This is a genomic window from Mycolicibacter hiberniae, from assembly GCF_010729485.1.
In the GTDB taxonomy this organism is placed as follows: Bacteria; Actinomycetota; Actinomycetes; order Mycobacteriales; family Mycobacteriaceae; genus Mycobacterium; species Mycobacterium hiberniae.
On the sequence record NZ_AP022609.1, the window covers coordinates 2,339,477 to 2,363,867 of the forward strand.

A 24,391-nucleotide genomic window follows, 5' to 3' on the forward strand; every position below is an offset into this window, starting at 1 on the left:
ACATGGATATCCACGAGGCGCTGTACACCACCAGAATGATGCGGCGGTTGCGGCCCGATCCGATCCCGCTGGCCACGCAGGCCCGCATCCTCGATGCCGCCGTGCGCGCGCCCAACGGCGGCAACACGCAACGCTGGCATTTCCTGGCCGTCGACGATCCGGAACTCAAGGGCGAACTGGCGCAGCTCTTCCGCCGAGCCCGCGCCCTGGAATACCAGAAGTTCACGGCCGGGACTGGGCCGATGGCGGCGCCCGCACCGGGCGCCGATTCGACCCAGCACGCCGAGACGATGCGCCGAACGCGGAGCTCCGGCGACTATCTGGCCGACCATTTCGAAGAAGTACCGCTGCTGCTGTTCGTGTTCGCCGTCGACGACCTCGGCGGCGCGAACATCTACCCGGCGATCTGGAGCGCCCTGCTGGCCGCCCGTGCCGAAGGGGTCGGCGGCGTGATGACCCTGGTCCTCCGCAATTTCCAAGACCGCGTCAACGAGCTGCTGGGCGTACCCGTGGCGGAAGGGTGGACCATGTCGGCCATGCTGGCACTGGGCTATCCCCGCGGTAAGTGGGGTATCGCCGCCAATCGCCGCCCGGTGCAGGATGTTTCGTCCCGCAACCGATGGGGGGAACCGCTGGGCATCGATGTCGTTGAGCCACTGTGGCCGCATGACTACCTCGTTCCGGGCCTGGCCACGGTGGGCTGAGGACTCGCGTGGAGGCGATTGTTGCGACGGAACGCGCAGCGGGGCCGCAGCGGCTTGTGCTCGCCGACGTCCCCTACCCACACGCCGCCGAGAACGACGTCGTCGTCGAAGTCCATGCCGCCTGCTTCACCCCCGGCGAGCTGGACTGGCCGGCGACGTGGACCGACCGCGCGGGGCGCGATCGCTCCCCCACCATCCCCGGACACGCCGTCTCCGGCGTGGTCGCCCAGTTGGGTTATGGCACCACGGGATTGACTCTGGGTCAGCGGGTCTTCGGCATCACCGACTGGGCCCGCAACGGCACGCTGGCCGAGTATGTCGCCGTGGAGGCCCGCAACCTTGCGCCGTTATCGGCCGCAATAGGCCACACGGCCGCAGCTGGCGTGCCGATATCGGGCCTGACCGCGCTCCAGGGGCTGTTCACGCATGCGCATCTGGTCGCCGGTCAGTCGGTACTGATTCACGGCGCAGCGGGCGCGGTCGGCTCCCTGGCCGTACAGCTGGCCCACGAGGCCGGCGCCTACGTGATCGGCACCGGCCGCACTGAACATCGGGACACCATCGTGGGCCTCGGTGCCCATAGATTTGTGGATCTGCAACACGATCATCTCTCCAATGTCGGACAGGTGGACGTGGTCTTCGACGTGATCGGAGGTGAAATACTCGACCGCTCAGTATCTTTGGTGCGTCCCGGCGGGACCCTGGTCTCGGTCTCGGAACCGCCGCGCGTTCAACCCGACCAAGCACGCGCCGTCTTCTTCGTCGTGGAGCCCGACCGGTCAGGACTGGTCGACCTTGAAAGCCGACTACGCGACGGTCGGCTGCGTCCAGTGCCCGGGTCGACGTGTTCCCTGGCCGAAGCCCCCTCGGCCTTCGGGGCCGGCCGCGGAAAGACCGTCGTCACGATAACCGGCGCGGAGTAGCGAGCCCCGCAGCCCTGTCACCGTCTCGAGAGAGCCGGGCCTGCCGCGCCCGGCCACTGGACGCCTCAGAAGTCCCAGTCGTCGTCTTCGGTGATGACGGCCTTGCCGATCACATACGACGAACCCGACCCGGAGAAGAAGTCGTGGTTCTCGTCGCCGTTGGGGCTCAGCGCCGACAGGATGGCGGGATTGACATCGGTCTCGTCGCGCGGGAACAACGCCTCGTAACCGAGGTTCATCAGCGCCTTGTTGGCGTTGTAGCGCAAGAACTTCTTGACGTCCTCACTCAGGCCCACCCCGTCGTAGAGATCCTGGGTGTACTCGACCTCGTTGTCGTAGAGCTCGAAGAGCAGCTCGTAGGTGTAGTCCTTGAGCTCTTGGCGCTTCGCCTCGTCGACCAGGGCCAGACCGCGCTGGTACTTGTACCCGATGAAGTAGCCGTGCACGGCCTCATCGCGGATGATCAGCCGGATCACGTCGGCGGTGTTGGTCAGCTTGCCCCGGCTCGACCAGTACATCGGCAGGTAGAAGCCGGAGTAGAACAAGAAGCTCTCCAGCAGGGTGGAGGCCACCTTGCGCTTGAGCGGCTCGTCACCGCGGTAGTACTGCATCACGATGGAGGCTTTGCGCTGCAGGTTGACGTTCTCCTCCGACCAGCGGAACGCCTCGTCGATCTCGCTGGTCGAGCACAGCGTGGAGAAGATCTGGCTGTAGCTCTTGGCGTGCACCGACTCCATGAACGCGATGTTGGTGTAGACCGCTTGCTCGTGCGGGGTCAGCGCGTCGGGGATCAGGCTGACCGCGCCGACGGTGCCCTGGATGGTGTCCAGCAGCGTCAGGCCGGTGAAGACCCGCATCGTGAGCTGCTTCTCCTCATCGGTGAGAGTCCCCCACGACGGCAGGTCATTGGAGACCGGCACCTTTTCCGGCAACCAGAAGTTGCCGGTCAGACGGTCCCAGACCTCGAGGTCCTTCTCGTCTTGCACACGGTTCCAGTTGATCGCCGAAGTGCGGTCGATCAGCTTCACTTGTTCGCCCACCAGAACCCCATTTCACCTACGCCAAAGCTAGACCTTCGACACTACCCCTGGGGGCCGACAACCCACGGCAACACAAGAAGTTGTGTTCGTCGTGTCGTATCGGCCGCCCCGGAAAGCCGAATACTGCCAGGCGATCCCGCACTGGGCGGCACCGGCCGGCTTCAGGCGGGTTGCTCCTTTGCGGCCACCGCGCGAATGGGCTGATCCGGGTCCATCTCGATACCCAGGTTCTGGGCGGTGCCGCTGACGACACTGATCATGATCGTCGTCAGGTAGTCCACGAACGTGTCGCGGGGCATCCGCCGCGGGCTGTCCAGCTCCGGCCCCAGCCACCAGTCGGTGGCCGAGGTCGCCGTGCCGAAGGCCGCAAACGCGGCCAGTTCCATGGCGCCCCGGTTGAGGTCCAGGTCCTGCAGTTCGTTACTGAACATGTCGGCCATCGCCAAGGTGATGGTCCGCCCTTCGTTGAGGGCCCGAACCCGTGACTCGGACTGTGCGCGCGCCCGGCCCTGGATGAAGAACCGCAGCACATTGGGATGCTCATCGACCAAGGTCACGTACTCTTCGACGCTGCGCCGGACGACGTCACGCAACGAATTGGTGGCGACATCGATGGAGGCGAAAATCGCCGCCCACAGGTCATCGCGCAGCCGCGCGCCGACCGCCTCGAACAGATCGTCCTTGTCGGCGAAATGCCGGTAGATCTTGGGCTTGGCGGTACCGGCTTCCGCGGCGATCTCCCGCACACTCACCTCGGGCCCGAGCCGGTCGATGGAGCGGAAGGCGGCGTCGACGATCTCTCTGCGCACCTTCTTGCGGTGTTCGCGCCAACGCTCACTGCGCGCGTCCACCTTCGGCCCGCCATTTTCGGCAGCCGTGGTTTTAGTCGTTCCGCGCACGTCAAGCACCTTACAGCGTCGCCGCCGTGACCTGGGGAGACCGGCCGTCGGCTACCATCGCCGCTGTGGTGCAGCGATTCGACCTTGCAGTTGTCGGCGGAGGTCCAGCAGGGTCAGCGGCGGCCTGGCAGGCAAGGCAGGCCGGCGCGAGTGTCGTCGTCGTGGACAAGGCCGAGTTCCCGCGGGACAAGCCGTGCGGCGACGGCCTGACCGCGCGGGCGGTCAGCTACCTGCAGAAAATGGGGCTGGCCGAGCAGGTGGCGAAATTTCACCGCGTCAACCGGGTGAAGGTCTTCAGCCCCAGCGAATGGGAGCTGTCGTTTCCGCGCCGGCCCGGGATGCCCGACCACGGCCATGTCGCGCGCCGCCCGGAACTGGACACGTTGCTGCTCAAGCACGCCGAGTCCGCCGGCGCGGTGGTACGGCAGTCCGCGGAGGCCACCGGCCCGGTCCTCGACGACACGGGCCGCGTGACCGGCGTGCTGCTCAAGGGCGGCGAGAAGATCCTGGCGGATGCGGTGATCGCCGCCGACGGTGCCTACTCTCCGATCAAGCGGGCACTCAAGCTGGACTCGGCCTACAACGGCTACTCCGCGATCGCGATCCGGGCGGAGATGCCCGCCGTGCGACCGGACGTCGATTCCCTGGACATCTATTTGAAGCTGCTGTTCCAGGGCGACCAGCTGCCCGGTTACGGCTGGGTGTTCCCGCTGGGCGGCGGCCGGGTCAACATCGGTTTGGGCTATGTCAACAGCTACAAGAATTGGCAGGCCATCAACGCCACCAATTTCCTGGGCGATTTCCTTGAGACGCTGCCCCGGGAATGGGAATTGCCGTCGATCACCGAACTCAAGCAGTCGAAGACCGTCCGGGCCTGGCGCCTGCCGATGGGCTTCACGGCGTGGCCGCCGTGGCGGCCCGGAGTGCTGTTCGCCGGGGACTCGCTGGGCGCGGGCCGACCGACCTCGGGGGCCGGCATCTCCAAGGCGCTGGAATCGGGGCTGGCCGCCGGCGAGTGCGCAGTCGCTGCGCTGACCAACGGCGGACCCGACGACTTCACCAACTACGGCCAGCGGATGGAAGCCGCCTGGGGCCGCGAGTACCGGCGCGGCCGGTTCTTTCACAAGCTGGCCGGCAGGCCCCGGGTGGCCGAAGCCGGGCTCAAAATGCTCGACAACGCGCGATTCCGCAACATGCTGCTCACGCGGCTCTACAAGGGACAGGAGGGGCCGGCGCACAGCTACTGAAAGCGCCGATCCCCCGCCGTTGAGCTCAGCGTCGGCCGCGCTGGGCTCGGCCCGGCTTGCGTGCGACCTTGCCGGCGGCGGCTCGGGCGGCCTGCTTGGCAAGGGCCTTCTCCCGCGCGGTTCGCTTCGGCGCGGGCTCGGACTGGCCACGCGACGAACCGGGTCTGCGGCCGCGCACAATGCCGACGAACTCTTCCACCAGCTCCGACTGCAGGCCTTCGGCGAAGGCGAGCGACACCGGGCAGGTGGGCGCATCGCTGATCCGGCGGTACGTCAGGTCTTTGCGGTGATACAGCCGCGCCAATGACTGCGGAACGATCAGCCCACCCAGCCCGGCGGCGACGAGTTCTATTGCGTCCTTTGTGGTTTCCGGGCGATGGTCGATCGGGTTGCCCGGCGCATCTGCCCAGGCGACGACGTCGTCGAGTGGGAGCAGTAACGGCTCGCCGACGAAGTCCGCCGAGGTGATCTCATCAACGGCGCTGAAGACGTGGTCTTTGGGCACCACGACCACCGTCGTCTCCTCGTAGAGCGGGATAACAGCCAGCCCCTCGGTGTCGGGCCACGGCCGCAGCAGCGCCACATCGACGACGCCCTCCCGCACCGCGGCGGCCGCGTCGGCGGCTTCCACAGTGTGCAGCAGCAACGGAACGTCCGGACGGCGCTCCGCCCAGACTCGTACCCACTTCGCGGGCGTCCCGCCGGGGACGTACCCGAGGGTGAGGGAAGTCGGGTTCACCGCCTCAGGCTACCGAGGGGCTGACGCTATGAGCAGGCCCGAACGCACAGTCCACGAAACCCGCCACGGCGGCCAAGAAGCTGGACGTGTACCTGCTCGCGACACCCGCGGAGTTCCAGGAGAAATCGATCACCCGCACCGAGCTCGCCGCCTTGCAGGCCGAACCGCCGCAGTGGCTCAAGGACCTGCGCAAGAACGGGCCGCACCCGAAGAATCTGGTGGCGCCCAAGCTGGGCATCTCGATCTCCGGTCTCACCCGCAGCGCCGTGGACAATGCGCTGACCACCGAGCAGATCGTCGCGCTGCTCGAGGAGAAGCCGGAGTGGCTGGTCGCCGAACGTGAGAGCCACCAGGAAGTCCTGCGCGAGCAGCGGCGTATCAAGGCGCTGCATGCCGACCAAGCTCGCGAGGACTGATCCAGCACTTCGACGCAGTCAGCAGCAGATACTCCCAATCCATCGAGTTTCGAGACACGTTGTGGCGCCGCGGCCTTCCGCGCATAGGCGAGGAGAACAGTGATTGGACATCACTGAGACCAAGCAAACCGATCCCGCCGGTAGCATCATCGGCGTGAATTTGGCTGTCCTCGGCCCGATCCGCGTCCTGCGGGACGACGCGCCGGTTGACCTGGGGACGCCCCGGCAGCATGCCGTGATCGGAGCGCTCGCCCTGGCACAGGGCAAGCGGGTCTCGGTCGAGACACTCGCCAATCGGGTGTGGGGCGAGTCACCGCCCGCCTCTGCGACGGCCACCCTGCACAGCTACATCGGCAAGTTGCGCCGCATCCTGGAACCCGGGCGCGGTCCTCGCCAGACGGCGACGGTACTGGTTCGGGAGCACGCCGGCTACGCGCTGCGCATCCCGGCGAACGAACGTGACGATGTCGCCCTGCAGCAGACGGTGACCGATGCGCGCGCCACGTTGACCCAACTCATCGACTTCGATCGTCCGGCCGCGGCTGGGCATGCCGTCGACCGGATCGCACGGGTTGCGATGGCGCTCGACGACAGACTGTCGTGCTGGCGCGGCGAACCTTATCCGGAACTCGGCGACGACCCGGACGCGGTCGCAGAGCGGGTGCGGCTCGCCGACTTACGGGCCGCCGCCCGGGAACTGCGGATCGTCGCCGGTCTGGCGATCGGCGAACACGACGAGGTGGTGGGTGAACTCGCTGCCCTGTGCGCCGAGAATCCGCTGCACGAACGTTGGTGGTCGCTTTGGGCGGTCGCCCTCTTCCGCTGCGGGCGACTGCCCGACTCGCTCGCCGCACTGCAAACCCTGCGGGCCGAACTGGCCGATGAGCTGGGACTCGATCCCAGCGAGGCGGTCCGTACGTTACAGAGCGCGATCCTGCGCCGTGATCCTGCACTCGGGTGGCCGGCGCCGTCGACCGGCTCGCCGGCTTCCGTCATCACAACGCTCAGCGCCGAGGACACACCACTCCCGGCCCCCTTCGCACGACCACGCTGGCCGCTGGTGGGACGCGACCCGGAACGGCGCCGACTCCAGGCCGAGGCAGAAGCCGCCGCGGCGGGCGCGCCCGGCGTCACCGTCGTGGTGGGCGAAGCCGGCGCGGGCAAGACGCGACTGCTGGCCGCGTTCGCACAGGACGCGGCCGCGCTCGGCTTCCGGATCGGAGTAGGGCGTTGCCGGGACACCGACCAACCGGAACTGTGGCCGCTGGCGGAGGCGCTGGCCGGGATTTCGGGCCGCCCGACCACGATGCTCTACGAGGAGCTGACGTCCGGTTCCGAATTCGCGCTGCGCGATGTGGTCGTGCAACTGGCCGCGGAATCCGCATCGACGGTGGCGACGGCCCTGGTCGTGGAGGATCTGCACTGGGCCGGTCCGGTGGTGATCCGGGCGCTGACGGCGCTGATCGAGCGGCTCACCGATCAACGGGTCCTGGTGATCACCACCACCCGGCCGGACCCTCCGGAAGGCTCCGAACTGCAACGATTCCTGCGCGCCACCGCCCGCGGGGAGGGTAACCGGATCGAGTTGGGCCCGCTTCCGGTCGACGCGGTGGAGCCGCTGGCAGAAGCGGTGGCCGGATCCGCCATCGGCGATGAACGTGCGCACGCTCTGTGGAACCGCACCGGCGGGAACACGCTGTATCTGGTGGAACTGCTGCAGAGTGCGGGCGCGCCCAGCGGCACCCTCGCGGACGTGGTGCTGGAGCGAGTCGGCGCTCTCCCCGCCGAGACGGTCGAGGCGTTGCGCGCGGCCAGCGTGCTCGGAACTTCGTTTCAGATTGCGGATCTCGCCGGGACGACGGACACGGACCCCGGGCGCACGATCGAACTCCTGGAGCCCGCGCGCCGGGCCGGGATCGTGGCCGACACCGGTGCTGGATTCCGGTTCGGTCACGTGATCGTGCAGGAGGTGATCTATCGGTCGTTAGCCGGGGATGTGCGCGCGGACTTGCACCGACGCGCCGCGGAGGTCGCCGCCAGCGGCGACCTGAATCGGGCTGACGTGCGGGCATCGGTGCAGCACCACCTGCGCGGCGCCGCGCCGGCGGACTCCGGTACCGGCTGGCGCATGCTGGTCGAGACCGCGCAGTACGCGCGGGCCGGCGCCCACTACGACGAAGAGGCAGCGCATCTGGTCCTGGCGCTGGACCTGCAACGGAACCACCGCGCCGCGTCGGCCCGGGAACGCTACGAACTGCTCATGCTGGCCACCGACGCGCACCGGTGGTCAGGCGATTGGCAGGGAGTCTCGGACTGCGTGGATGCCGCGACGCTGCTGGTCGGCCGGCTCGGCGATCCGGCCGACCGGAGCGCCACCGCGGAGTTGGCGGCACGAACCCTGTCCGCCAACCTCGACGGTGCGCTGTGGCAGGTCAGGTCCTACGGCGAGGTGCACGCCCCGGTGGTCGACGCCCTCACCGAGATACTGCCGCAGCTGCCGCCCCACCGGACCGCGGTGCGCAGTCGGGCGCTGCTGACGCTGGCTATGGAGCTGTTCTATTCCGGAGACGTGAATCGGATCGACGCGCTGGTCGCCGAGGCCCTGGACGTGGCGCGCCCGATCGACGATCCGCGGGTCCGGGTGTCGGTGCAGCTGGGCGCGTACGTAGCGCGGTTCCGCCCGGATGCGGCGACGCACCGGGCCGAGTACCTGCGGCTCGCCCGGGCCGACGTCGACCTGCTCGGTGATCCGCGATTGGAGATGATGGTCGCGACGCTGGCCACCGGCTTGGCCAACGAGTTCGGCGACGCCGACGCGGTGTGGTCCGGTATCCGGGCGCTCACCAGCCGGCTGCGCTCGGCCGGGCTCGGTACCGCCGAGGTGGTACTGCACACCGTCGCCGCGCCCTGGCACGCGATGGCCGGCGACGACGACGCCGCGGTCGCATCGGTGCTGCGGCTGCACGAGCTGGCGGTCGAAGTGCGGACCCCCAACGTCTTCGAGGCGGCCCAGGTGGCGGCCGCACTGGCGTGCCTGCACGCGGACCGCGCGGCCGAGTTGTTGCCGACCCTGGACGGGTTCCTCCAGGACAGCAGGATTCCGGCCGCGTCGACGGTGGCGTTGCTGCTGCTGCGCGCCGGCGAGCGGGAACGCGCGGCGGCCTTCGTCGAGACTCATCCGCTGCCCGCCGAACGTCACACCTTCCTCGGATCCGTGTTTGCCGCGATGAGTTGCGAGATCGGGTTGGAACTCGACCGCCCGGATCTCGCTGTGGACGCGTTCCGTTACCTGCAGGGCTACTCCGGGCGGATGGCGAGCGCGGGGACCGCAGCGGCGATCGGCCCGGTAGACCTGTTCCTGGCCTACGGGGCCGCGGTCACCGGGGATACCGCGGCGGCCGCCGCGTATGCGAACGCGGCGGCCGACCAGGCCGGCCGCTGGCGGTTGCCGCGCATCGGGGCGCGGATCGCCGAAATGCGGCGCCGGCACGGCTTCTGATCGACGGGGCTTATATGGCGGTCGCAGCCTTGCCTCGCCTACGGCGAGCCTCGCTGAACCGCCGGTTCAGCGCACCAAGCTCGTGCCCACGGTCGTGCCCGCCGGCACCGCGACGAACGCGGCGTCGTCGAGCCGCTGGAAACGACGCCGCCCGATCCGCAGCATCGCCCGGAGCGGGAGCGGAGCCTCGGCGAGCAGCTCGGAGGCCATCGGATCCGGGAGATCCTTGAAGGCCCAGGGCAGCATCTGCGTGAGCTCGCGGGCGCTCATGCCGCCCCGCAACTTCGTCCGCTCGAGATGGTCCCACTCCTCGCCCCCGATCCGTGCCTGCAGCACCACATTCGCATCGCGTTCCTCGTGCGAGAGATGACCGGTGAGGCCGGCGTAGGCCTCGTCGACAGCCAAGGTCAGCGTCTCCCGATCGGGCGTGCCGGCGCCGATCGTCATCGCCTCGAGACCGGCTCGCACCCGGAGCAGCAGCGGGTCGATCTGATCGTGTTCGGTGTCCATGGCGTCCAGGACGGCGAGTGCGTGGGCGTCGCCATCGGCCTCGGCGCGCATCCGCAGCAGCGGCCAGAGCACCACGTCCTCCTTGTGATGGTGATCGTGCAGCACGGTGGACACCAGGTCCCACCGCGCCAACAGGGCGCGCCAGGTGCGTCCGTCGGAGAACGGTGTGCGGCGCACGGCGATGCAGAAGTGCGTGAGGTCACGCCGGAACCCGTGGTGCATCACATACATCATCCGCAGGTCAGCGGGCCCTTCGGGGGCGGCGGCCTGGCCAGGCAACAACACGGTCACAAAGACTCCTCTGCCTCAGGGAAGCCCATTCGGGCGTCCTCGTCGCGAACGATGGCAGAGCGCACTGGTAGTCCACTGGTGGATGACTTGCGCCAGGATGCGCTGACCACCGAGCAGATCGTCCAGCTGCTCGATGGCAAACCGCGGCGCATCAAGGCGCTGCATGCCGACCAAGCTCGCGAGGACTGATACAGGAAGCCGCAGGGTTACCACCGGCAAGAATCAGCATTTCCGCGCAGTCAGCAGCAGATACTCCCACCCCATCGACCCGCTCCGCAGCGCGCGATCGCCCAACGCCGCGATGTCGGCGTCGAGTGCAGCCACGCGATCCGGGTTGCCGGCGATTCCCTGGTAGGCCGCGATGGTCGGTCCGTAGTTCGCCTTGAAATAGTCACGAAAAGCGGCACCGTCGGAGAAGGCGGAGACCGTCAGTTCGCGACGTTGCGTCGCCACATCGGCAACCTGCTCCCCGAGCAGGGCGCGCGCGTAGGGTTCGCTGCCCCACAGCGGCGGCGCAGCGGCCCCCGCCGGGGGCGCAGGCACGTACGGCTTCATGGTGGCGAACAATTGTCCGATGAAACCCTCGGGCGTCCAACTGATCACACCGATGCGGCCACCGGTGCGGCAGACGCGGATCAGCTCGTCGGCAGCCGACTGATGGTGTGGTGCGAACATCACGCCGATACAGGACATCACCACGTCGAACTCATCGTCGTCGAACGGCAGCGCCTCGGCGTTGGCCTCGCGCCAGTCCAGCACGACACCGCGTTCCGCGGCCGTCTCGCGCCCGCGTTGCACCAATTGCGGGCAGAGATCGCTGGCCAGGACGTGGGCGCCGGTGGCCGCGGCGGGGATCGCCGCATTGCCGGTTCCCGCGGCGACGTCGAGCACGCGGTCGCGCGGCCCGATCCCGCAGGCGCTCACCAGTTCCGGACCCAACGGCGCCACAACTTCGGTGGCTATCGCCGCATAGTCGCCTAACGCCCACAGCGCACGGTGCTTGGCCTCAATGTCGTTCACTACAGCTTTCATCGATTCTGCTTCCTCTCGTACCCGGTGAACCCATCGTCGGTCCGCCCGGCGCACGCCTCCAGTTCCAGATCTGTACCGACCGCGCTACAGAATCTGTACTGGGCAGGCCGGCTGCGAGACCATAGATTCGGGTGATTCACGAAAGGTACGCAGATGTCGGGATACAACCAGTTCTGCCCCATGGCCAAGGCCATGGAGCTGCTCGACGAACGCTGGACACTGCTGGTGGTCCGCGAACTGCTGCTCGGCAGCACCCACTTCAACGATCTGCGCCGTGGCGTCCCCAAGATGTCGCCGGCGCTGCTCTCCAAGAGGCTCAAGTCGCTGGTCCGCGCCGGTGTCGTCGAGCGCACCGAAATCGACGGCCGCGCAACGTATTCCCTCACCGCGTGCGGCAAAGATCTGGCGGGCACGGTGGAGGCGCTCACCGCGTGGGGGATACGTTGGATCGGTGACCTCGGCGACGCCGACCTCGACCCGCACCTGCTGTTCTGGGATATCCGCCGCACCATCCCGATCGGTGACTGGCCGCGGTCACGCACCACGCTCGAATTCACGCTCGGCGGGGTGGCGGCCAAGGCGTCGCGATGGTGGCTGGTGGTCGCGAACGGCGAAGCCGAGGTGTGCGACTTCGACCCCGGTTACGAGGTGACCGGCACCGTCGAGACCAGCCTGCCGGTCCTGACCCGGATCTGGCGAGGCGATCTCGGTTGGTCAGATGCCATGCGTGACGGCAGTGTCGCACTGTCGGGATCCACCGATGTGCGTCGAGCCATCCCCACCTGGATCGGGCAGGGCCGAGCTGCCTCGGTGCCCCGGCCGGCCTGAATATCACTCAGGGCAGGTTGAGCTGCCAGGACACTCCGAATCGGTCGTTGATCCAGGCAAACGCGGTGGAGAAGCCGTACTCACCAAGCGGCATCAACGTGGCACCGCCCTCCCCCAGCGCGGCCACCAGCCGTTCCAACTCCGCACGGTCGGCGACGTCCACGAACAGCGAGCTGGACGGGGTGAAGTCGAAGCCATGCGTGACCGCGCTGTCGCTGACCAGCACCCGCAGCCCGGCCAGGTCGAGCTCGGCCAGCATGATGCCGGCGGCTGGGTCTGGGTGCGGCGTCGAGGAGATCACCGTGGCTCCCGGGAACGCGGCCAGGTACAGCTCGATCGCGGCGGTGGCGGTTCCGCCCTGGAACATGAGAAAGGGGCTGATCCGGGTCACGCCGCCACCATATCCACGCCACTACCACGGCGTCTCTGAACAAAGAAGCAGGCCAGGGGCAATAACCCCCGGCCTGCGACTCGTCTCGAACGGCCCTACAGCATGCAGGACACGCAGCCCTCGACCTCGGTGCCTTCCAGCGCCATCTGGCGCAGACGGATGTAGTACAGCGTCTTGATTCCCTTGCGCCAGGCGTAGATCTGCGCCTTGTTCACGTCGCGGGTGGACGCAGTGTCCTTGAAGAACAGCGTCAAGCTCAGCCCCTGGTCCACGTGCTGGGTGGCCGCGGCGTAGGTGTCGATGATCTTCTCGTAGCCGATCTCGTAGGCGTCCTGGTAGTACTCCAGGTTGTCGTTGGTCATATACGGCGCCGGGTAGTAGACGCGGCCGATCTTGCCTTCCTTGCGGATCTCGACGCGGGCCACGATCGGGTGGATCGATGACGTCGAGTGGTTGATGTAGGAGATCGACCCGGTCGGCGGAACGGCCTGCAGGTTCTGGTTGTAGATGCCGTGGGTTTGCACCGACTCTTTGAGCCGGCGCCAATCATCCTGGTTGGGAATCCGGATTCCCGCGTCGGCGAACAGCTCGCGCACCCGCGCCGTCTTGGGCTCCCACACCCCCTCGGTGTACTTGTCGAAGAATTCGCCGGTGGCGTACTTGGACTGCTCAAAGCCGGCAAAAGCCTTACCCCGCTCCAGCGCAAGGCGATTCGACGCGCGCAGAGCGTGATAGAGCACGGTGTAGAAGTAGATGTTGGTGAAGTCGATGCCCTCATCGGACCCGTAGAAGATCCGTTCCCGGGCCAGGTAGCCATGCAGGTTCATCTGGCCCAAACCGATGGCATGCGACTCGTTGTTGCCGTGCTCGATCGAGGGCACCGACCAGATGTGGGTCTGGTCCGACACCGCGGTCAGCGCCCGGATGGCCACCTCGATGGTCTGGCCGAAGTCGGGCGAGTCCATCGCCTTGGCGATGTTGAGCGAGCCCAGGTTGCAGGAGATGTCCTTGCCCACCTTGGCATACGACAGGTCGTCGTTGTACTCCGACGCGGTGGACACCTGCAGGATCTCCGAGCACAGGTTCGAGTGGGTGATCTTGCCGGCGATCGGGTTCGCCCGGTTCACCGTGTCCTCGAACATGATGTAGGGGTAGCCGGACTCGAACTGCAACTCGGCCAGCGTCTGGAAGAACTCGCGGGCCTTGATCTTGGTCTTGCGGATCGCCGAGTTGTCGACCATCTCGTAGTACTTCTCGCTGACGGAGATATCGGCGAAGGGAACGCCGTAGAACTTCTCGACGTCGTAGGGCGAGAACAGGTACATGTCCTCGTTCTTCTTCGCCAGCTCGAAGGTGATGTCGGGGATCACCACGCCCAGGCTCAGCGTCTTGATCCGGATCTTCTCGTCGGCGTTCTCCCGCTTGGTGTCCAGGAAGCGGTAGATGTCGGGGTGGTGGGCGTGCAGGTACACCGCCCCGGCGCCCTGGCGGGCCCCGAGCTGGTTGGCGTAGGAGAACGAGTCCTCCAGCAGCTTCATGATCGGGATGACCCCGGAAGACTGGTTCTCGATGTTTTTGATCGGGGCGCCGTGCTCACGAATGTTGGTCAGCAGCAGCGCCACTCCCCCGCCGCGCTTGGACAGCTGCAGGGCGGAGTTGATCGACCGGCCGATCGATTCCATGTTGTCTTCGATGCGCAGCAGAAAGCAGCTGACCGCCTCGCCACGCTGCTTCTTGCCGGAGTTCAGGAACGTCGGAGTGGCGGGCTGGAAGCGTCCGTCGATGATCTCGTCGACGAGTTGTTCGGCCAGCCTGGTGTCACCGGCGGCCAACGTCAACGCCACCATGCACACGCGGTCCTCGAAGCGCTCCAGGTAGCGCTTGCCGTCGAAGGTCTTCAGCGTGTAGGAGGTGTAGTACTTGAACGCCCCGAGGAACGTCGGGAAGCGAAACTTCTTGGCGTAGGCCCGGTCCAGCAGCGACTTGACGAAGTTGCGGGAGTACTGGTCGAGCACCTCGCGCTCGTAGTACTCCTTCTGGATCAGGTAGTCGAGCTTCTCGTCCTGATTGTGGAAGAACACCGTGTTCTGGTTGACGTGCTCCAGGAAGTACTGACGGGCGGCCAGCACGTCCTTGTCGAACTGGATCTTGCCGTCGCTGTCGTACAGGTTGAGCATCGCGTTGAGCGCGTGGAAGTCCAGCTCGCCCACCGGAGCGCTGCGGGGGGTAGTGGTTACCTGCTCTGCAGTTGCAGCGGTCGGTGACATGCCTCGTCCTTCCAGAAGTCGTCCAAGCCCGCGCGGACGGCTTGGACGTCCTCGTCGGTTCCCATCAATTCGAATCGGTACAGGTACGGCACGCCGCACTTGCGGGAGATCACGTTGCCCGCGTAGCAGAATTCCGCACCGAAGTTGGTGTTGCCGGCCGCGATCACGCCGCGTATCAGCCGCCGGTTGTGTTCGTTGTTCAAAAACGCGATGACCTGCTTGGGTACGTAGCCGCCCTCATTGCCCTCGGGCTGCTGACGTCCGCCGCCGTAGGTCGGCAGGACCAACACATAGGGGTGGTCCACCTCGATGCGTCCGTGCAGCGGGATCCGGATGGCCGGCAGGTGCAGCTTCTGCACAAAGCGGTGGGTGTTCTCCGACACCGAGGAGAAATACACCAGGCTGCATGGTGAATCCGCAGGCATGGCGCCCCCCTTCAGCTCTCAGTCAGACTCCACCCGCACCAGACCCGGCAACCGGGCTACGCGCTGAGCGCGGTCTGGGCCAGCGCCTTGATGCGGTCCGGGCGGAAGCCCGACCAGTGCTCGCCACCGGCCACCACCACCGGGGCCTGCAGGTAGCCCAGCGCCATCACGTAGTCGCGGGCGTCGGAGTCCAGCGAGATGTCGACCTTCTCGTAGGCGAGGCCCTGGTTGTCCAACGCCTTGTACGTCGCGTTGCACTGCACGCAAGCGGGCTTGGTGTAGACGGTGATGCTCATGGGCGACAGGCTCCTCAGCGAATTGTCGACGACAAACGGATGACGGGTCAGGTACTACGCTCGGTAGGCCGCCAAGGCCTTGGACTTTCGGCTTCCGCCGCAGCTCGGGACACCGATTCGGTGCCTGTGGCCGCGGTTCGGACAGCCGTGCGATCCGGGGTCTGTCGGTGCTTGAAACACTACACCTAGTGGCTCCCCATGAGAAGCAATACTAGATGTTCCGAACGACATTCTTGAAATTCGCTGGTTGTAAGCCTGCGACAGGCCGCGCCCCGGCGTGTCGAACATCACAAAACGGTCTTTGATCTCTCATGCCGACAGGTCTATCAGCACCCACCGACAACAACGCCCGGCCGCAGCACCGCCTCCGCCTGCCCAGCAAATGCCGGTAGCCTCCCAGCCATGCTGTCCACCGTCGCGGTCCGCGGTTACCGCTCGCTTCGCGAGGTGGTCCTGCCGCTGCGTCGACTCACCGTCGTCACCGGAGCCAACGGCACCGGCAAATCATCGCTCTACCGCTCGCTGCGGCTACTGGCCGATAGCGGCCGGGGCGAGGTGATCGGCTCCCTGGCCCGCGAGGGCGGCCTGGAGTCGGTGCTGTGGGCCGGCCCGGAGCAACTCGGCGAAACGCGTCGCAGCGGAGTCGAGCAGGGCACCCGTCGAACCCGGCCTGTCTCGTTGGAGCTGGGCTTTGCCTCCGACGACTTCGGCTACCTGCTCGATCTGGGTCTACCGCAGTCCGGTGGCGATTCGGCGTTCGCCCACGATCCGGAGATCAAGCGTGAAGTGGTCTTCGCCGGTCCGGTGCCCCGGCGCGGCGCCACGTTGGTGAACCGTACCCGGGCCTATGCCCACGCCAGCACCGACTCCGGTGACCGGGAACTCTCCCGGACCCTGCCCGCCTATCGCAGCGTGCTCGCCGAATTCGCCCACCCCGCGGCACATCCGGAGCTGGCCGCGGTCCGCGACCGCCTGCGGGATTGGCGCTTTTATGACGGCTTCCGGGTGGACGCCGGCGCACCGGTGCGCCGGCCACAGGTGGGGACCCGCACCCCGGTCCTGGCCGGCGACGGCGTCGACCTGGCCGCGGCGGTGCAGACCATCATCGAATCCGGCGACGACACGTTGGCTCGCGCGGTGGCGGCGGCCTTCGACGGCGCGACGCTCGCGGTGAGCTCGCACGACGGCCTGTTCGACCTGCAGCTGCGGCAACGGGGCATGCTGCGGCCGCTGCGGGCCGCCGAGCTCTCCGACGGCACCCTGCGCTTCCTGTTGTGGGCCGCCGCGCTGCTGAGCCCGCAGCCACCGTCGCTGATGGTGCTCAACGAGCCGGAGACCTCCCTGCATCCCGACCTGGTGGCACCGCTGACCGAGCTCATCCGGGCCGCAGCAGGCCGAACCCAGGTTGTGGTGGTCACCCACGCGCGGACCATGCCCGAACTGCTCGGGGCGGTGCCCGTAGCCGAGGCCGACCGCCACGACACCGCCGAGATCGAGGTGTACAAGGACTTCGGCGAGACGCGGGTCGCCGGGTTGGGCCTGCTCAACACCCCGGCGTGGGACTGGGGCCGCCGCTGAGGTTCCTGGCGCAGGTGCGCGGATCAGGAACCGGGCAGGGCCGACCGCGACGGCCGCAGTGCCCGGCTGAACAGGGCGTTCGCCTGGCGCATGGCCACGCTGTAGGGCAGCCAGGCCAGCCGTTTGAAGGCATACAGCGCCCGGATGTCGCCGGAGGTGTAGACCAGGTAGCGGTTGCGGGCCACGCCGGCCAGGATCTTGTCCGCCGCCTTCTCCGGCGACACGGCGTGACCGGCAAAGCGGCCCACCCATTTCTCCACGTGCGGGTCCTCGCGGTCCACGCCGGCGATCTCGACGGTGTTGACCAGCCCGGTCTTGACCGCGCCCGGAACCACCACCGACACCCCGATCTTGTGACGGGCCAGATCGAAGCGCAGTACCTCCGACACGCCGCGCAGGCCGTACTTGCTGGCGGAATAGGCGGCGTGCCAGGGCAAGGCCACGATTCCGGCCGCCGAGGACACATTGACCAGGTGGCCGCCGCGGCCGCCGGCCACCATCTGCGGCAGGAACGATTCGATGACGTGGATCGGGCCCATCAGGTTGATGTCGACCATCTTTCGCCACTGCTGGTGGGTCAACCGGTCGACGGTCCCCCACGCCGACACCCCGGCGATGTTCATCACGACATCCATGGCGGGGTGCCGCGCATGAATGTCTTCGGCGAAGGCGGCGACAGCGTCGTAGTCGGCGACGTCGATCGCCCGGTGCTCGGGCACCAGCGCGCCCAGAGCGCGTGCGTCGGCGACCGTTTCGGCCAGGCCCTCGGCATTGCGGTCGGTCAGGTACAGCTCGGCACCATACTCAGCCAACCGCAACGCGGTGGCCCGTCCGATCCCGCTCGCCGCTCCGGTGATGAAGCACCGCTTTCCCCGGTAGTACTGCCCTAGGCGTGTCATGGCTGCAGACGATACCGGCGGTATCGCGCACCGATGCCCCGATCCCCCGGGACACGGCGGCACGCGCGGGGCCGCCGCGCCTAATCCACGCGGCCGCCCCACAGGGCGTTGCGCCACAGTGCCTCGAGCACCTCCACCCCACGACCCACATCCCCGGAGGAACCCAGGAACGCGCTGTCGCCGGAGAGCATGTAGGCGGTGGTGGCCGCCAGGGTACGCACCAGCGCCGGAAGGTCCGTACTGATCGGATTCGCCGTCCCGGCGGCCATCTCGTCGGTGATCACAGCGACGACCTGGTCGATCACCGCGTCGATCTGGGCGTCGAGCAACTCGCGGATCTCGGCGTCGCTGTTGCGCGCGATGTTGCACGCCGACATCACCGGGTCGTTGTGGGCGTAGACCGCTGCCGCACTGCCCACCATGCGCCGCGCGAACTCCGCCGGCGACTCGTCAGCGCCCCGCGGCGCGAAGTACTGCGTCAGCTCTTCGAGCTCATGTGTGGCCTCGGCGAGGATCTGCGCCAGTACCGCGTACTTGGAGTCGAAGTAGAAGTAGAACCCCGAGCGGGCCACCCCGGCCCGGTCGCTGATGGTGCTCACAGACAGTTCCGCGAAGGGTTTTTCCTCCAGCAGTTCCCGTACCGCCTGAACTATCGCCTGACGTTGCTTGTCACCCCGCCGCATCGGCTGATCGTCGGAAGACCGCCCGCCCACGTCATCCTCAGTGTTCACCTTTGCACCTTGCATCACGCCGCACCGGATTCAAACTTGACAGGCGTCAATTTTAATCCAAAGATGAGGGCCAAGTGACGGTTGCCACAATTCCGTCCGGGCTGTTAAGGAGCGTTTGTGACCACGATCAGCACGCCGCGTTACCTGCTGGACCAGGCTAAGCGCCGCTTCGTCCCCACAGTCAACACCATCCCCGGGATGGGGTTGCTGGAAAAGCGGCTGATGAGCGTCGACTGGCCGCAGAAGACGTTGGCGGCTCCCCCGGCGGGCAGCGGCCTCAAGCCCATCGTCGGCGACTCCGGTCTGCCGCTGCTGGGGCACATCGTCGAGATGTTCCGCCAGGGCCCGGACTTCCCGCTGCACCTGTACAACACGCGCGGACCGATCACCTTCGCCGACTCGCCCATCCTGCCGTCGATCGTCGCGCTGGGACCGGACGCCACCCAGACGATCTTCACGAACAAGAACAAGGACTTTTCGCAGAAGGGCTGGCTCCCGGTGATCGGGCCGTTCTTCAACCGCGGCCTGATGATGCTGGAGTTCGACGAGCACATGGCGCACCGGCGGATCATGCAGTCCGCCTTCACCCGGCCCCGGCTGGCCAGCTACGTCGAGGACATCGACCGGGTGGCGTCGGCGATCGTGGCCGGCTGGCCCACCGACGACAACCGCTTCCTGGTGTACCCGGCCATGAAGGAACTGACCCTCGACGTCGCATCGGTGGTGTTCATGGGCCACGAGCCGGGCAGCGATCACCAGCTGGTCACCAAGGTCAACCGCGCCTTCGAGCAGACCACCCGGGCCGGCGGCGCGATCATCCGCACCGGGGTGCCGCCGTTCAAATGGTGGCAGGGTCTGCAGGGCCGGAAGCTGCTCGAGGAGTACTTCGTCGAGCGGGTCAAGGAGCGCCGTAACGCCGAGGGCAACGACATGCTGACAGTGCTCTGTCACACCGCGGATGACGACGGCAACAGCTTCTCCGACGAAGACATCGTCAACCACATGATCTTCCTGATGATGGCTGCTCACGACACCACCACCTCGACCGTGACCACCATGATCTACCACCTGGCCGCCCACCAGGACTGGCAGGACCGGGCCCGGGACGAATCGGCCCGGCATGGCGACGCGCCGCTGGACATCGAGGCCCTGGAAAAGCTGGAGACCCTCGACCTGGTGATGGACGAGTCGCTGCGGCTGGTGACCCCGCTGCCGTTCAACATGCGCCAAACCGTGCGCGACACCGACCTGCTGGGCTACTACGTGCCGGCCGGCACCAACGTGGTCACCTGGCCCGGGATGAACCACTGGCTGCCCGAGCTCTACACCAACCCGCGGCAGTTCGACCCCGAGCGGTTCCTCGAGCCGCGCTCGGAGCACAAGAAGCACCGCTACGCCTGGGCCCCGTTCGGCGGCGGTGCCCACAAGTGCATCGGAATGGTGTTCGGCCGCCTCGAGATCAAGACGGTGCTGCACCGGTTGCTGCGCCAGTACCGGATCGAGCTGGCCCACCCGGGCTACCAGCCGCGCTGGGACTACGGCGGCATGCCCATCCCGATGGACGGGATGCCGATCGTGCTGCGCCGGCTCTAGTTCCCGCACCTGGCACATCAGCTCCTGACACGCCCGCGCCACGCGGCTCGGGACTTCGCGCGTCGCCACGCTGCGATCAGCCTTGACAGTCGTCAAGTTTGATCCAAGGATTGGCGATCAAGTGACGGGCGCCACAGCCCGTCGGGCGCGTCAAAGGAGCGTCAGTGACGACGATCAGCACGCCGCAGTATCTGATCGACCAGGCCAAGCGCCGGTTCACGCCGTCGTTCAACAACTTTCCCGGTATGGGGGCGCTGGAAAAGCGGCTGTTGAACATGGAGTTCCCGGAGAAGAAGCTCGCCGAGCCGCCCCCAGGCAGTGGCCTCAAGCCGGTCCTCGGCGACTCCGGGCTGCCCATCCTGGGGCACATGATCGAGTGGCTGCGCGGCGGCCCGGACTACCTGATGCGCCAGTACCACACTCACGGCCCACTGTTGTTCGGTGATTCGCCTGTGTTGCCCACCGTTGCAGCGCTGGGACCCGATGCGACGCAGGCCATCTACTCCAACCGCAACAAGGACTATTCGCAACAGGGATGGGTCCCGGTGATCGGGCCGTTTTTCAACCGGGGGCTGATGCTGCTGGATTTCGAGGAACACCTGTTCCATCGCAGGATCATGCAGGAGGCGTTCGTCCGACCCCGCCTCGTCAGCTACGTCGAACAGATCGACCGGGTCGCCTCCCAGGTGATCGCCGACGACTGGGTCACCGATGACCCCCGCTTCCTGCTCCACCCAGCGATGAAGGAACTCACCCTCGACATCGCCGCGCTGGTGTTCATGGGACATGAGCCCGGCACCGACCATGAGCTGGTCACGAAGGTCAACAAGGCGTTCACCACGACCACCCGCTCCGGCAACGCAGTGATCCGAACCAGCGTGCCGCCCTTCGCATGGTGGCGTGGCCTCAAGGCCCGTGCGCTCCTGGAGGACTACTTCACCGCCCGGGTCCAGGAACACCGCGGCAAAGAGGGCGACGACCTCCTCACGGCGCTGTGCTATGCCGAAGACGAGGACGGCAACCGATTCTCCGACACCGACATCGTCAACCACATGATTTTTCTGATGATGGCAGCCCACGACACGTCGACGTCGGCAGCCACCTCCATGGTCTATAACCTGGCCCGCAACCCGGAATGGCAGCAACGCTGCCGTGACGAATCGGATCGCCTGGGCGATGGACCGCTCGACATCGAGTCCCTGGAGAAGCTGGAATCGCTGGATTTGGTGATGGACGAATCAATCCGCCTGGTAACGCCGGTGCAGTGGGCGATGCGCCAGACCGTCCGCGACACCGAACTCCTGGGCTACTTCCTGCCTGAGGGCACCAATGTCATCGCCTACCCGGGAGTGAACCACCGTCTTCCTGAGTTGTGGACGGAACCAATGAAATTCGACCCAGACAGGTTCACCGAACCGCGTAGCGAGCACAAGCGGCACCGCTACGCGTTCAGTCCGTTCGGCGGCGGTGCGCACAAGTGCATCGGCATGACCTTCGGTCGGCTTGAGGTCAAGGCGATCGTGCACCGGTTGCTACGACGGTACCGGCTGGAGTTGCCGCGTCCCGACTATCAGACACGCTGGGACTACGGCGGCATGCCCATTCCGGCGGACGGGATGCCGATCGTCTTGCGCCGGCTTTAGTTTCCGCCGCCGCTCGCCACGCTGACGTCGCTCACCCTGCCGTCAACAGCCGATTGACGCACGTGACGACGGCATCCACAGCCGATGCCCCGGCGTCGGGCGCGAAGCCCACCGCCCAGGCCGCCGTCCGGCCATTGGACCCGTGGATGAAGGTTGCTATCTCGTTGCCGCAACCAAGCTGATGAAACCCCAGAATTTCCACTGTGATTCCGCGCTCGTACAGCATCTCGGTGAGCGCTGCCAGCGGGCCGTGCGCCGCCGCGGTGCAGGTGCCGGTTCGGTCTCCCAGGGCGATCGTCGCCTGGTAGGTGCGGCCCCGTAGCCCCAGCCGTGCCGCGGGCCGGTCGGCGTCCAGGCAGCGCCACCGGCCCAGCCGCAGGGGCCCGGCGCAGCGGCCATAGGCCGCCACGAAACCGTCCCAGCTGAGCTGGGCGGCCGGATCCTGCAGTTCGCGCGGGAGCCGGGTCTGGAATTGGTCCGCAAAGGATGTGCTGCTCATGGTGCGGTCTTTTCTTCTCGGGAGAGCGACCGACGGGTAGTAGCTTCCGACCCACAGCGGGGGTCGGTCTTGGATCAGACCCCGCTGCGGGTGCCGGCTACTACGAGAAGATGACGCATGATCACACCAGGCTAGTGGCCGCTGCGACCGGTGTGCAAGAGATTTATGGCCGACGCCCGTATCGGCTCAACTCAAGATGCGACGCGCCACGTTGGTGCTCACCAAATCCAGCAGTTCGTCGCCGCGACCGGCCAGGACGGTGCGGATCGCGTAGAGCGAGAACCCTTTGGCCTGTTCGGCGGTGATGGCCGGGGGGATCGTCAGTTCCTGGCGGGCGGTCACCACGTCAACGACAGCCGGACCGTCGTAGGCGAAGGCCTCGGTCAGTGCCGCCTCGAGGTGCCCCGGCTGCTCCACCCGCCGCCCGAACATGCCCAGGGCCGCGGCGACGGCGCTGAAATCCGGATTGGTCAACTCGGTGCCGAAGGTGACGATGCCGGCGGCCTTCATCTCCAGCTCGACGAAGTTCAGCGACGAGTTGTTGAACACGATCACCTTGACCGGCAAGCGATTCTGCATCAGCGTGAGCAGCTCACCGAACCCCATGGCCAGTCCCCCATCGCCGGCCAACGCGACAACCTGACGCTGTTTGTCCACCGACTGGGCGCCGATCGCATGCGGTAGCGCGCACGCCATGGTGCCGTGGTTGAACGACCCGATAAGCCGTCGTGGCCCGTTCATGGTGAGGTAGCGCGCCGCCCACACCACCGGCGAGCCGACGTCGACGGTGAACACCGCGTCGTCGGCGGCAAGCCGATCAGCCACCGCGGCAACGTATTCCGGACGTATCGGGGTGCGGTCCCGATCGTTGGACGCCAGCGCGTCGAGTCCCCGGCGGGTCTTGCGGTAGTGCTTGAGCGATTTCTCCAGGTGAGCGGAGTCGGTCTTGTCCACCAGCAGCGGCCGTAACGCGCCCACGGTGTCGGCGACCCGACCGCGTAACCCGAGGTCGATCGGAGTGCGCCGGCCGAGGTTGCGGCCACGGATATCGACTTGGATGATCTGCGCACGGTCGGGATAGAACTGCTGGTAGGGGAAGTCGGTGCCGAGCATCAGCAGCACATCGGCTTCCCGGATCGCCTTGTAGCCGGAGGCGAATCCGAGCAGCCCGGTCATGCCGACGTCGTAGGGATTGTCGTATTCGATGTACTCCTTGCCCCGCAGGGCGTGCACTATCGGGGCCTGCAGGGTGCGCGCCAGCTCGATCACCTGGTCGTGGGCGCCGGCTACCCCGGCGCCGGCCAGGATGGTCACGTTGCCGGCCGCGTTGAGCATCGCAGCGGCTGCGCGCAGCGCGTGCGCGTCGGGGTGGCACACCGATGCGGTGGGCAGCACCGGGCGCACTCCCCAGGCGGTCTGGTCGAGCCGGTGGCCGAGGATCTCACCCGGTACCACCACGACGGCGACGTCGTTCTCCTCGACCGCCGCCCGCATCGCCAGGTCCAGGATGCGCGGCGCCTGCTGGGGCCCGCCGATCAGCTCGCAGTAGACGCTGCATTCCCGGAACAGGTCCTGCGGGTGGGTTTCCTGGAAGTAGTCGGAGCCGATCTCGGCCAGCGGAATGTGGGCGGCGATCGCCAGCACCGGCACCCTGCTGCGATGCGCGTCGAACAGGCCGTTGATCAGGTGCAGGTTGCCCGGTCCGCAACTGCCGGCGCATACCGACAGCCGACCGCGAAGCGCCGCCTCCGCGGCTGCGGCGAAAGCAGCGGACTCCTCGTGGCGCACCTGTTCCCAGGCGACGTCGCCGGCCCGGCGGATCGCGTCGGTGAGCCCGTTGAGGCTGTCGCCGGGAATCCCGAAGATGCGCTGCACCCCGCTGCGGTGGAGGGTGGCGACGACATGATCTGCGACGGTAGCCATGTCCGTCCTCCTCAAGCG

21 protein-coding genes and 2 pseudogenes are annotated in these 24,391 nt (G+C 67.0%); 10 read left to right on the top strand and 13 right to left on the bottom strand.

What is annotated here, in order from left to right; genetic code table 11:
- Positions 1-2: 2 nt before the first annotated feature.
- Complete coding sequence (locus G6N14_RS11040; RefSeq protein ID WP_085137520.1) at positions 3-704, top strand: nitroreductase family protein; 702 nt, start codon at positions 3-5, stop codon at positions 702-704.
- 8 nt (positions 705-712) lie between these two features.
- On the top strand, positions 713-1,627 hold the full coding sequence (locus G6N14_RS11045; RefSeq protein WP_085137518.1) for an NADP-dependent oxidoreductase: 915 nt from the start codon (positions 713-715) through the stop codon (positions 1,625-1,627).
- Positions 1,628-1,692: 65 nt separating this feature from the next.
- On the opposite strand, the gene nrdF is transcribed toward G6N14_RS11045, so the two are convergent.
- Positions 1,693-2,667: a class 1b ribonucleoside-diphosphate reductase subunit beta gene (gene nrdF, locus G6N14_RS11050; RefSeq protein WP_179960828.1), complete on the bottom strand. Its 975-nt coding sequence runs from the start codon at positions 2,665-2,667 to the stop codon at positions 1,693-1,695.
- 161 nt (positions 2,668-2,828) lie between these two features.
- Positions 2,829-3,566, bottom strand: coding sequence for a TetR/AcrR family transcriptional regulator (locus G6N14_RS11055; protein ID WP_085137849.1), 738 nt, complete (start codon positions 3,564-3,566; stop codon positions 2,829-2,831).
- A 65-nt stretch (positions 3,567-3,631) separates the two neighbouring features.
- Here G6N14_RS11055 and G6N14_RS11060 point away from each other — a divergent pair, with 65 nt between their 5' ends.
- Complete coding sequence (locus tag G6N14_RS11060) at positions 3,632-4,813, top strand: NAD(P)/FAD-dependent oxidoreductase (protein ID WP_085137516.1); 1,182 nt, start codon at positions 3,632-3,634, stop codon at positions 4,811-4,813.
- 25 nt (positions 4,814-4,838) lie between these two features.
- On the opposite strand, the gene G6N14_RS11065 is transcribed toward G6N14_RS11060, so the two are convergent.
- The gene (locus G6N14_RS11065) at positions 4,839-5,552 is read right to left on the bottom strand and encodes a LysR family substrate-binding domain-containing protein (protein ID WP_085137514.1); all 714 of its coding nucleotides are present in this window, start codon (positions 5,550-5,552) and stop codon (positions 4,839-4,841) included.
- Between the two features lie 38 nt (positions 5,553-5,590).
- Here G6N14_RS11065 and G6N14_RS11070 point away from each other — a divergent pair.
- Together G6N14_RS11070 and G6N14_RS11075 are read left to right on the top strand one after the other, a co-directional pair.
- Positions 5,591-5,968 (top strand): annotated as a pseudogene (locus G6N14_RS11070) (DUF5997 family protein); the annotation flags it as partial.
- 154 nt (positions 5,969-6,122) lie between these two features.
- Entirely contained in the window at positions 6,123-9,467 is a 3,345-nt protein-coding gene (locus G6N14_RS11075; RefSeq protein WP_163787132.1) for an ATP-binding protein, read from the top strand.
- 66 nt (positions 9,468-9,533) lie between these two features.
- Here G6N14_RS11075 and G6N14_RS11080 read toward each other — a convergent pair whose 3' ends face one another.
- Positions 9,534-10,268: a hemerythrin domain-containing protein gene (locus tag G6N14_RS11080; protein ID WP_133054959.1), complete on the bottom strand. Its 735-nt coding sequence runs from the start codon at positions 10,266-10,268 to the stop codon at positions 9,534-9,536.
- Between the two features lie 93 nt (positions 10,269-10,361).
- Between G6N14_RS11080 and G6N14_RS21525 the strand changes: the two are divergent.
- A pseudogene (locus G6N14_RS21525) lies at positions 10,362-10,457 on the top strand (DUF5997 family protein); the annotation flags it as partial.
- A 33-nt stretch (positions 10,458-10,490) separates the two neighbouring features.
- Here G6N14_RS21525 and G6N14_RS11085 read toward each other — a convergent pair.
- The gene (locus G6N14_RS11085) at positions 10,491-11,300 is read right to left on the bottom strand and encodes a class I SAM-dependent methyltransferase (protein WP_085137506.1); all 810 of its coding nucleotides are present in this window, start codon (positions 11,298-11,300) and stop codon (positions 10,491-10,493) included.
- A gap of 153 nt (positions 11,301-11,453) precedes the next feature.
- On the opposite strand from G6N14_RS11085, the gene G6N14_RS11090 reads away from it, so the two are divergent.
- The gene (locus G6N14_RS11090) at positions 11,454-12,128 is read left to right on the top strand and encodes a winged helix-turn-helix transcriptional regulator (RefSeq protein ID WP_085137504.1); all 675 of its coding nucleotides are present in this window, start codon (positions 11,454-11,456) and stop codon (positions 12,126-12,128) included.
- Between the two features lie 7 nt (positions 12,129-12,135).
- Here the strand turns inward: G6N14_RS11090 and G6N14_RS11095 are convergent, their stop codons facing one another.
- From G6N14_RS11095 to G6N14_RS11110, 4 genes are all read right to left on the bottom strand, one after another.
- A complete protein-coding gene (locus G6N14_RS11095; protein ID WP_085137502.1) occupies positions 12,136-12,519 on the bottom strand; it encodes a VOC family protein in 384 nt (127 codons plus the stop codon).
- A 95-nt stretch (positions 12,520-12,614) separates the two neighbouring features.
- Positions 12,615-14,786: a class 1b ribonucleoside-diphosphate reductase subunit alpha gene (gene nrdE, locus G6N14_RS11100; protein ID WP_085137500.1), complete on the bottom strand. Its 2,172-nt coding sequence runs from the start codon at positions 14,784-14,786 to the stop codon at positions 12,615-12,617.
- Positions 14,753-15,211, bottom strand: coding sequence for a class Ib ribonucleoside-diphosphate reductase assembly flavoprotein NrdI (nrdI, locus tag G6N14_RS11105; RefSeq protein ID WP_085137498.1), 459 nt, complete (start codon positions 15,209-15,211; stop codon positions 14,753-14,755). Before nrdI ends, nrdE begins: the two co-directional genes overlap by 34 nt.
- 56 nt (positions 15,212-15,267) lie before the next feature.
- On the bottom strand, positions 15,268-15,507 hold the full coding sequence (locus tag G6N14_RS11110; RefSeq protein WP_085130350.1) for a redoxin NrdH: 240 nt from the start codon (positions 15,505-15,507) through the stop codon (positions 15,268-15,270).
- A gap of 402 nt (positions 15,508-15,909) precedes the next feature.
- On the opposite strand from G6N14_RS11110, the gene G6N14_RS11115 reads away from it, so the two are divergent.
- Positions 15,910-17,085 (top strand): AAA family ATPase, encoded by a 1,176-nt coding sequence (locus tag G6N14_RS11115; protein WP_085137496.1) that lies wholly within the window; start codon positions 15,910-15,912, stop codon positions 17,083-17,085.
- Between the two features lie 23 nt (positions 17,086-17,108).
- Here the strand turns inward: G6N14_RS11115 and G6N14_RS11120 are convergent, their stop codons facing one another.
- Complete coding sequence (locus G6N14_RS11120; RefSeq protein ID WP_085137494.1) at positions 17,109-17,984, bottom strand: SDR family oxidoreductase; 876 nt, start codon at positions 17,982-17,984, stop codon at positions 17,109-17,111.
- A gap of 80 nt (positions 17,985-18,064) precedes the next feature.
- Positions 18,065-18,667 carry a TetR/AcrR family transcriptional regulator gene (locus G6N14_RS11125; RefSeq protein WP_234809042.1) on the bottom strand — a complete coding sequence of 201 codons (603 nt, stop codon included), beginning with the start codon at positions 18,665-18,667 and terminating at the stop codon, positions 18,065-18,067.
- Positions 18,668-18,832: 165 nt separating this feature from the next.
- Between G6N14_RS11125 and G6N14_RS11130 the strand changes: the two genes are divergently transcribed.
- On the top strand, positions 18,833-20,308 hold the full coding sequence (locus G6N14_RS11130) for a cytochrome P450 (protein WP_085137490.1): 1,476 nt from the start codon (positions 18,833-18,835) through the stop codon (positions 20,306-20,308).
- Between the two features lie 164 nt (positions 20,309-20,472).
- Positions 20,473-21,951, top strand: a complete 1,479-nt coding sequence (locus G6N14_RS11135; protein ID WP_085137489.1) for a cytochrome P450 — start codon at positions 20,473-20,475, stop codon at positions 21,949-21,951.
- A 31-nt stretch (positions 21,952-21,982) separates the two neighbouring features.
- Here G6N14_RS11135 and G6N14_RS11140 read toward each other — a convergent pair whose 3' ends face one another.
- Complete coding sequence (locus tag G6N14_RS11140; RefSeq protein ID WP_085137487.1) at positions 21,983-22,450, bottom strand: 2-isopropylmalate synthase; 468 nt, start codon at positions 22,448-22,450, stop codon at positions 21,983-21,985.
- A 186-nt stretch (positions 22,451-22,636) separates the two neighbouring features.
- Positions 22,637-24,373, bottom strand: a complete 1,737-nt coding sequence (gene poxB / locus G6N14_RS11145) for a ubiquinone-dependent pyruvate dehydrogenase (protein ID WP_085137485.1) — start codon at positions 24,371-24,373, stop codon at positions 22,637-22,639.
- Positions 24,374-24,391: the final 18 nt, after the last annotated feature.

Bases quoted from the DNA above. Each gene is read 5' to 3' on its own strand.
- G6N14_RS11140 (WP_085137487.1), bottom strand. From the start codon at position 22,450: ATGAGCAGCACATCCTTTGCGGACCAATTCCAGACCCGGCTCCCGCGC.
- G6N14_RS11120 (WP_085137494.1), bottom strand. From the start codon at position 17,984: ATGACACGCCTAGGGCAGTACTACCGGGGAAAGCGGTGCTTCATCACC.
- G6N14_RS11125 (WP_234809042.1), bottom strand. From the start codon at position 18,667: ATGCGGCGGGGTGACAAGCAACGTCAGGCGATAGTTCAGGCGGTACGG.
- G6N14_RS11115 (WP_085137496.1), top strand. From the start codon at position 15,910: ATGCTGTCCACCGTCGCGGTCCGCGGTTACCGCTCGCTTCGCGAGGTG.
- poxB (WP_085137485.1), bottom strand. From the start codon at position 24,373: ATGGCTACCGTCGCAGATCATGTCGTCGCCACCCTCCACCGCAGCGGG.
- G6N14_RS11040 (WP_085137520.1), top strand. From the start codon at position 3: ATGGATATCCACGAGGCGCTGTACACCACCAGAATGATGCGGCGGTTG.
- G6N14_RS11090 (WP_085137504.1), top strand. From the start codon at position 11,454: ATGTCGGGATACAACCAGTTCTGCCCCATGGCCAAGGCCATGGAGCTG.
- nrdI (WP_085137498.1), bottom strand. From the start codon at position 15,211: ATGCCTGCGGATTCACCATGCAGCCTGGTGTATTTCTCCTCGGTGTCG.
- G6N14_RS11085 (WP_085137506.1), bottom strand. From the start codon at position 11,300: ATGAAAGCTGTAGTGAACGACATTGAGGCCAAGCACCGTGCGCTGTGG.
- nrdE (WP_085137500.1), bottom strand. From the start codon at position 14,786: ATGTCACCGACCGCTGCAACTGCAGAGCAGGTAACCACTACCCCCCGC.
- G6N14_RS11110 (WP_085130350.1), bottom strand. From the start codon at position 15,507: ATGAGCATCACCGTCTACACCAAGCCCGCTTGCGTGCAGTGCAACGCG.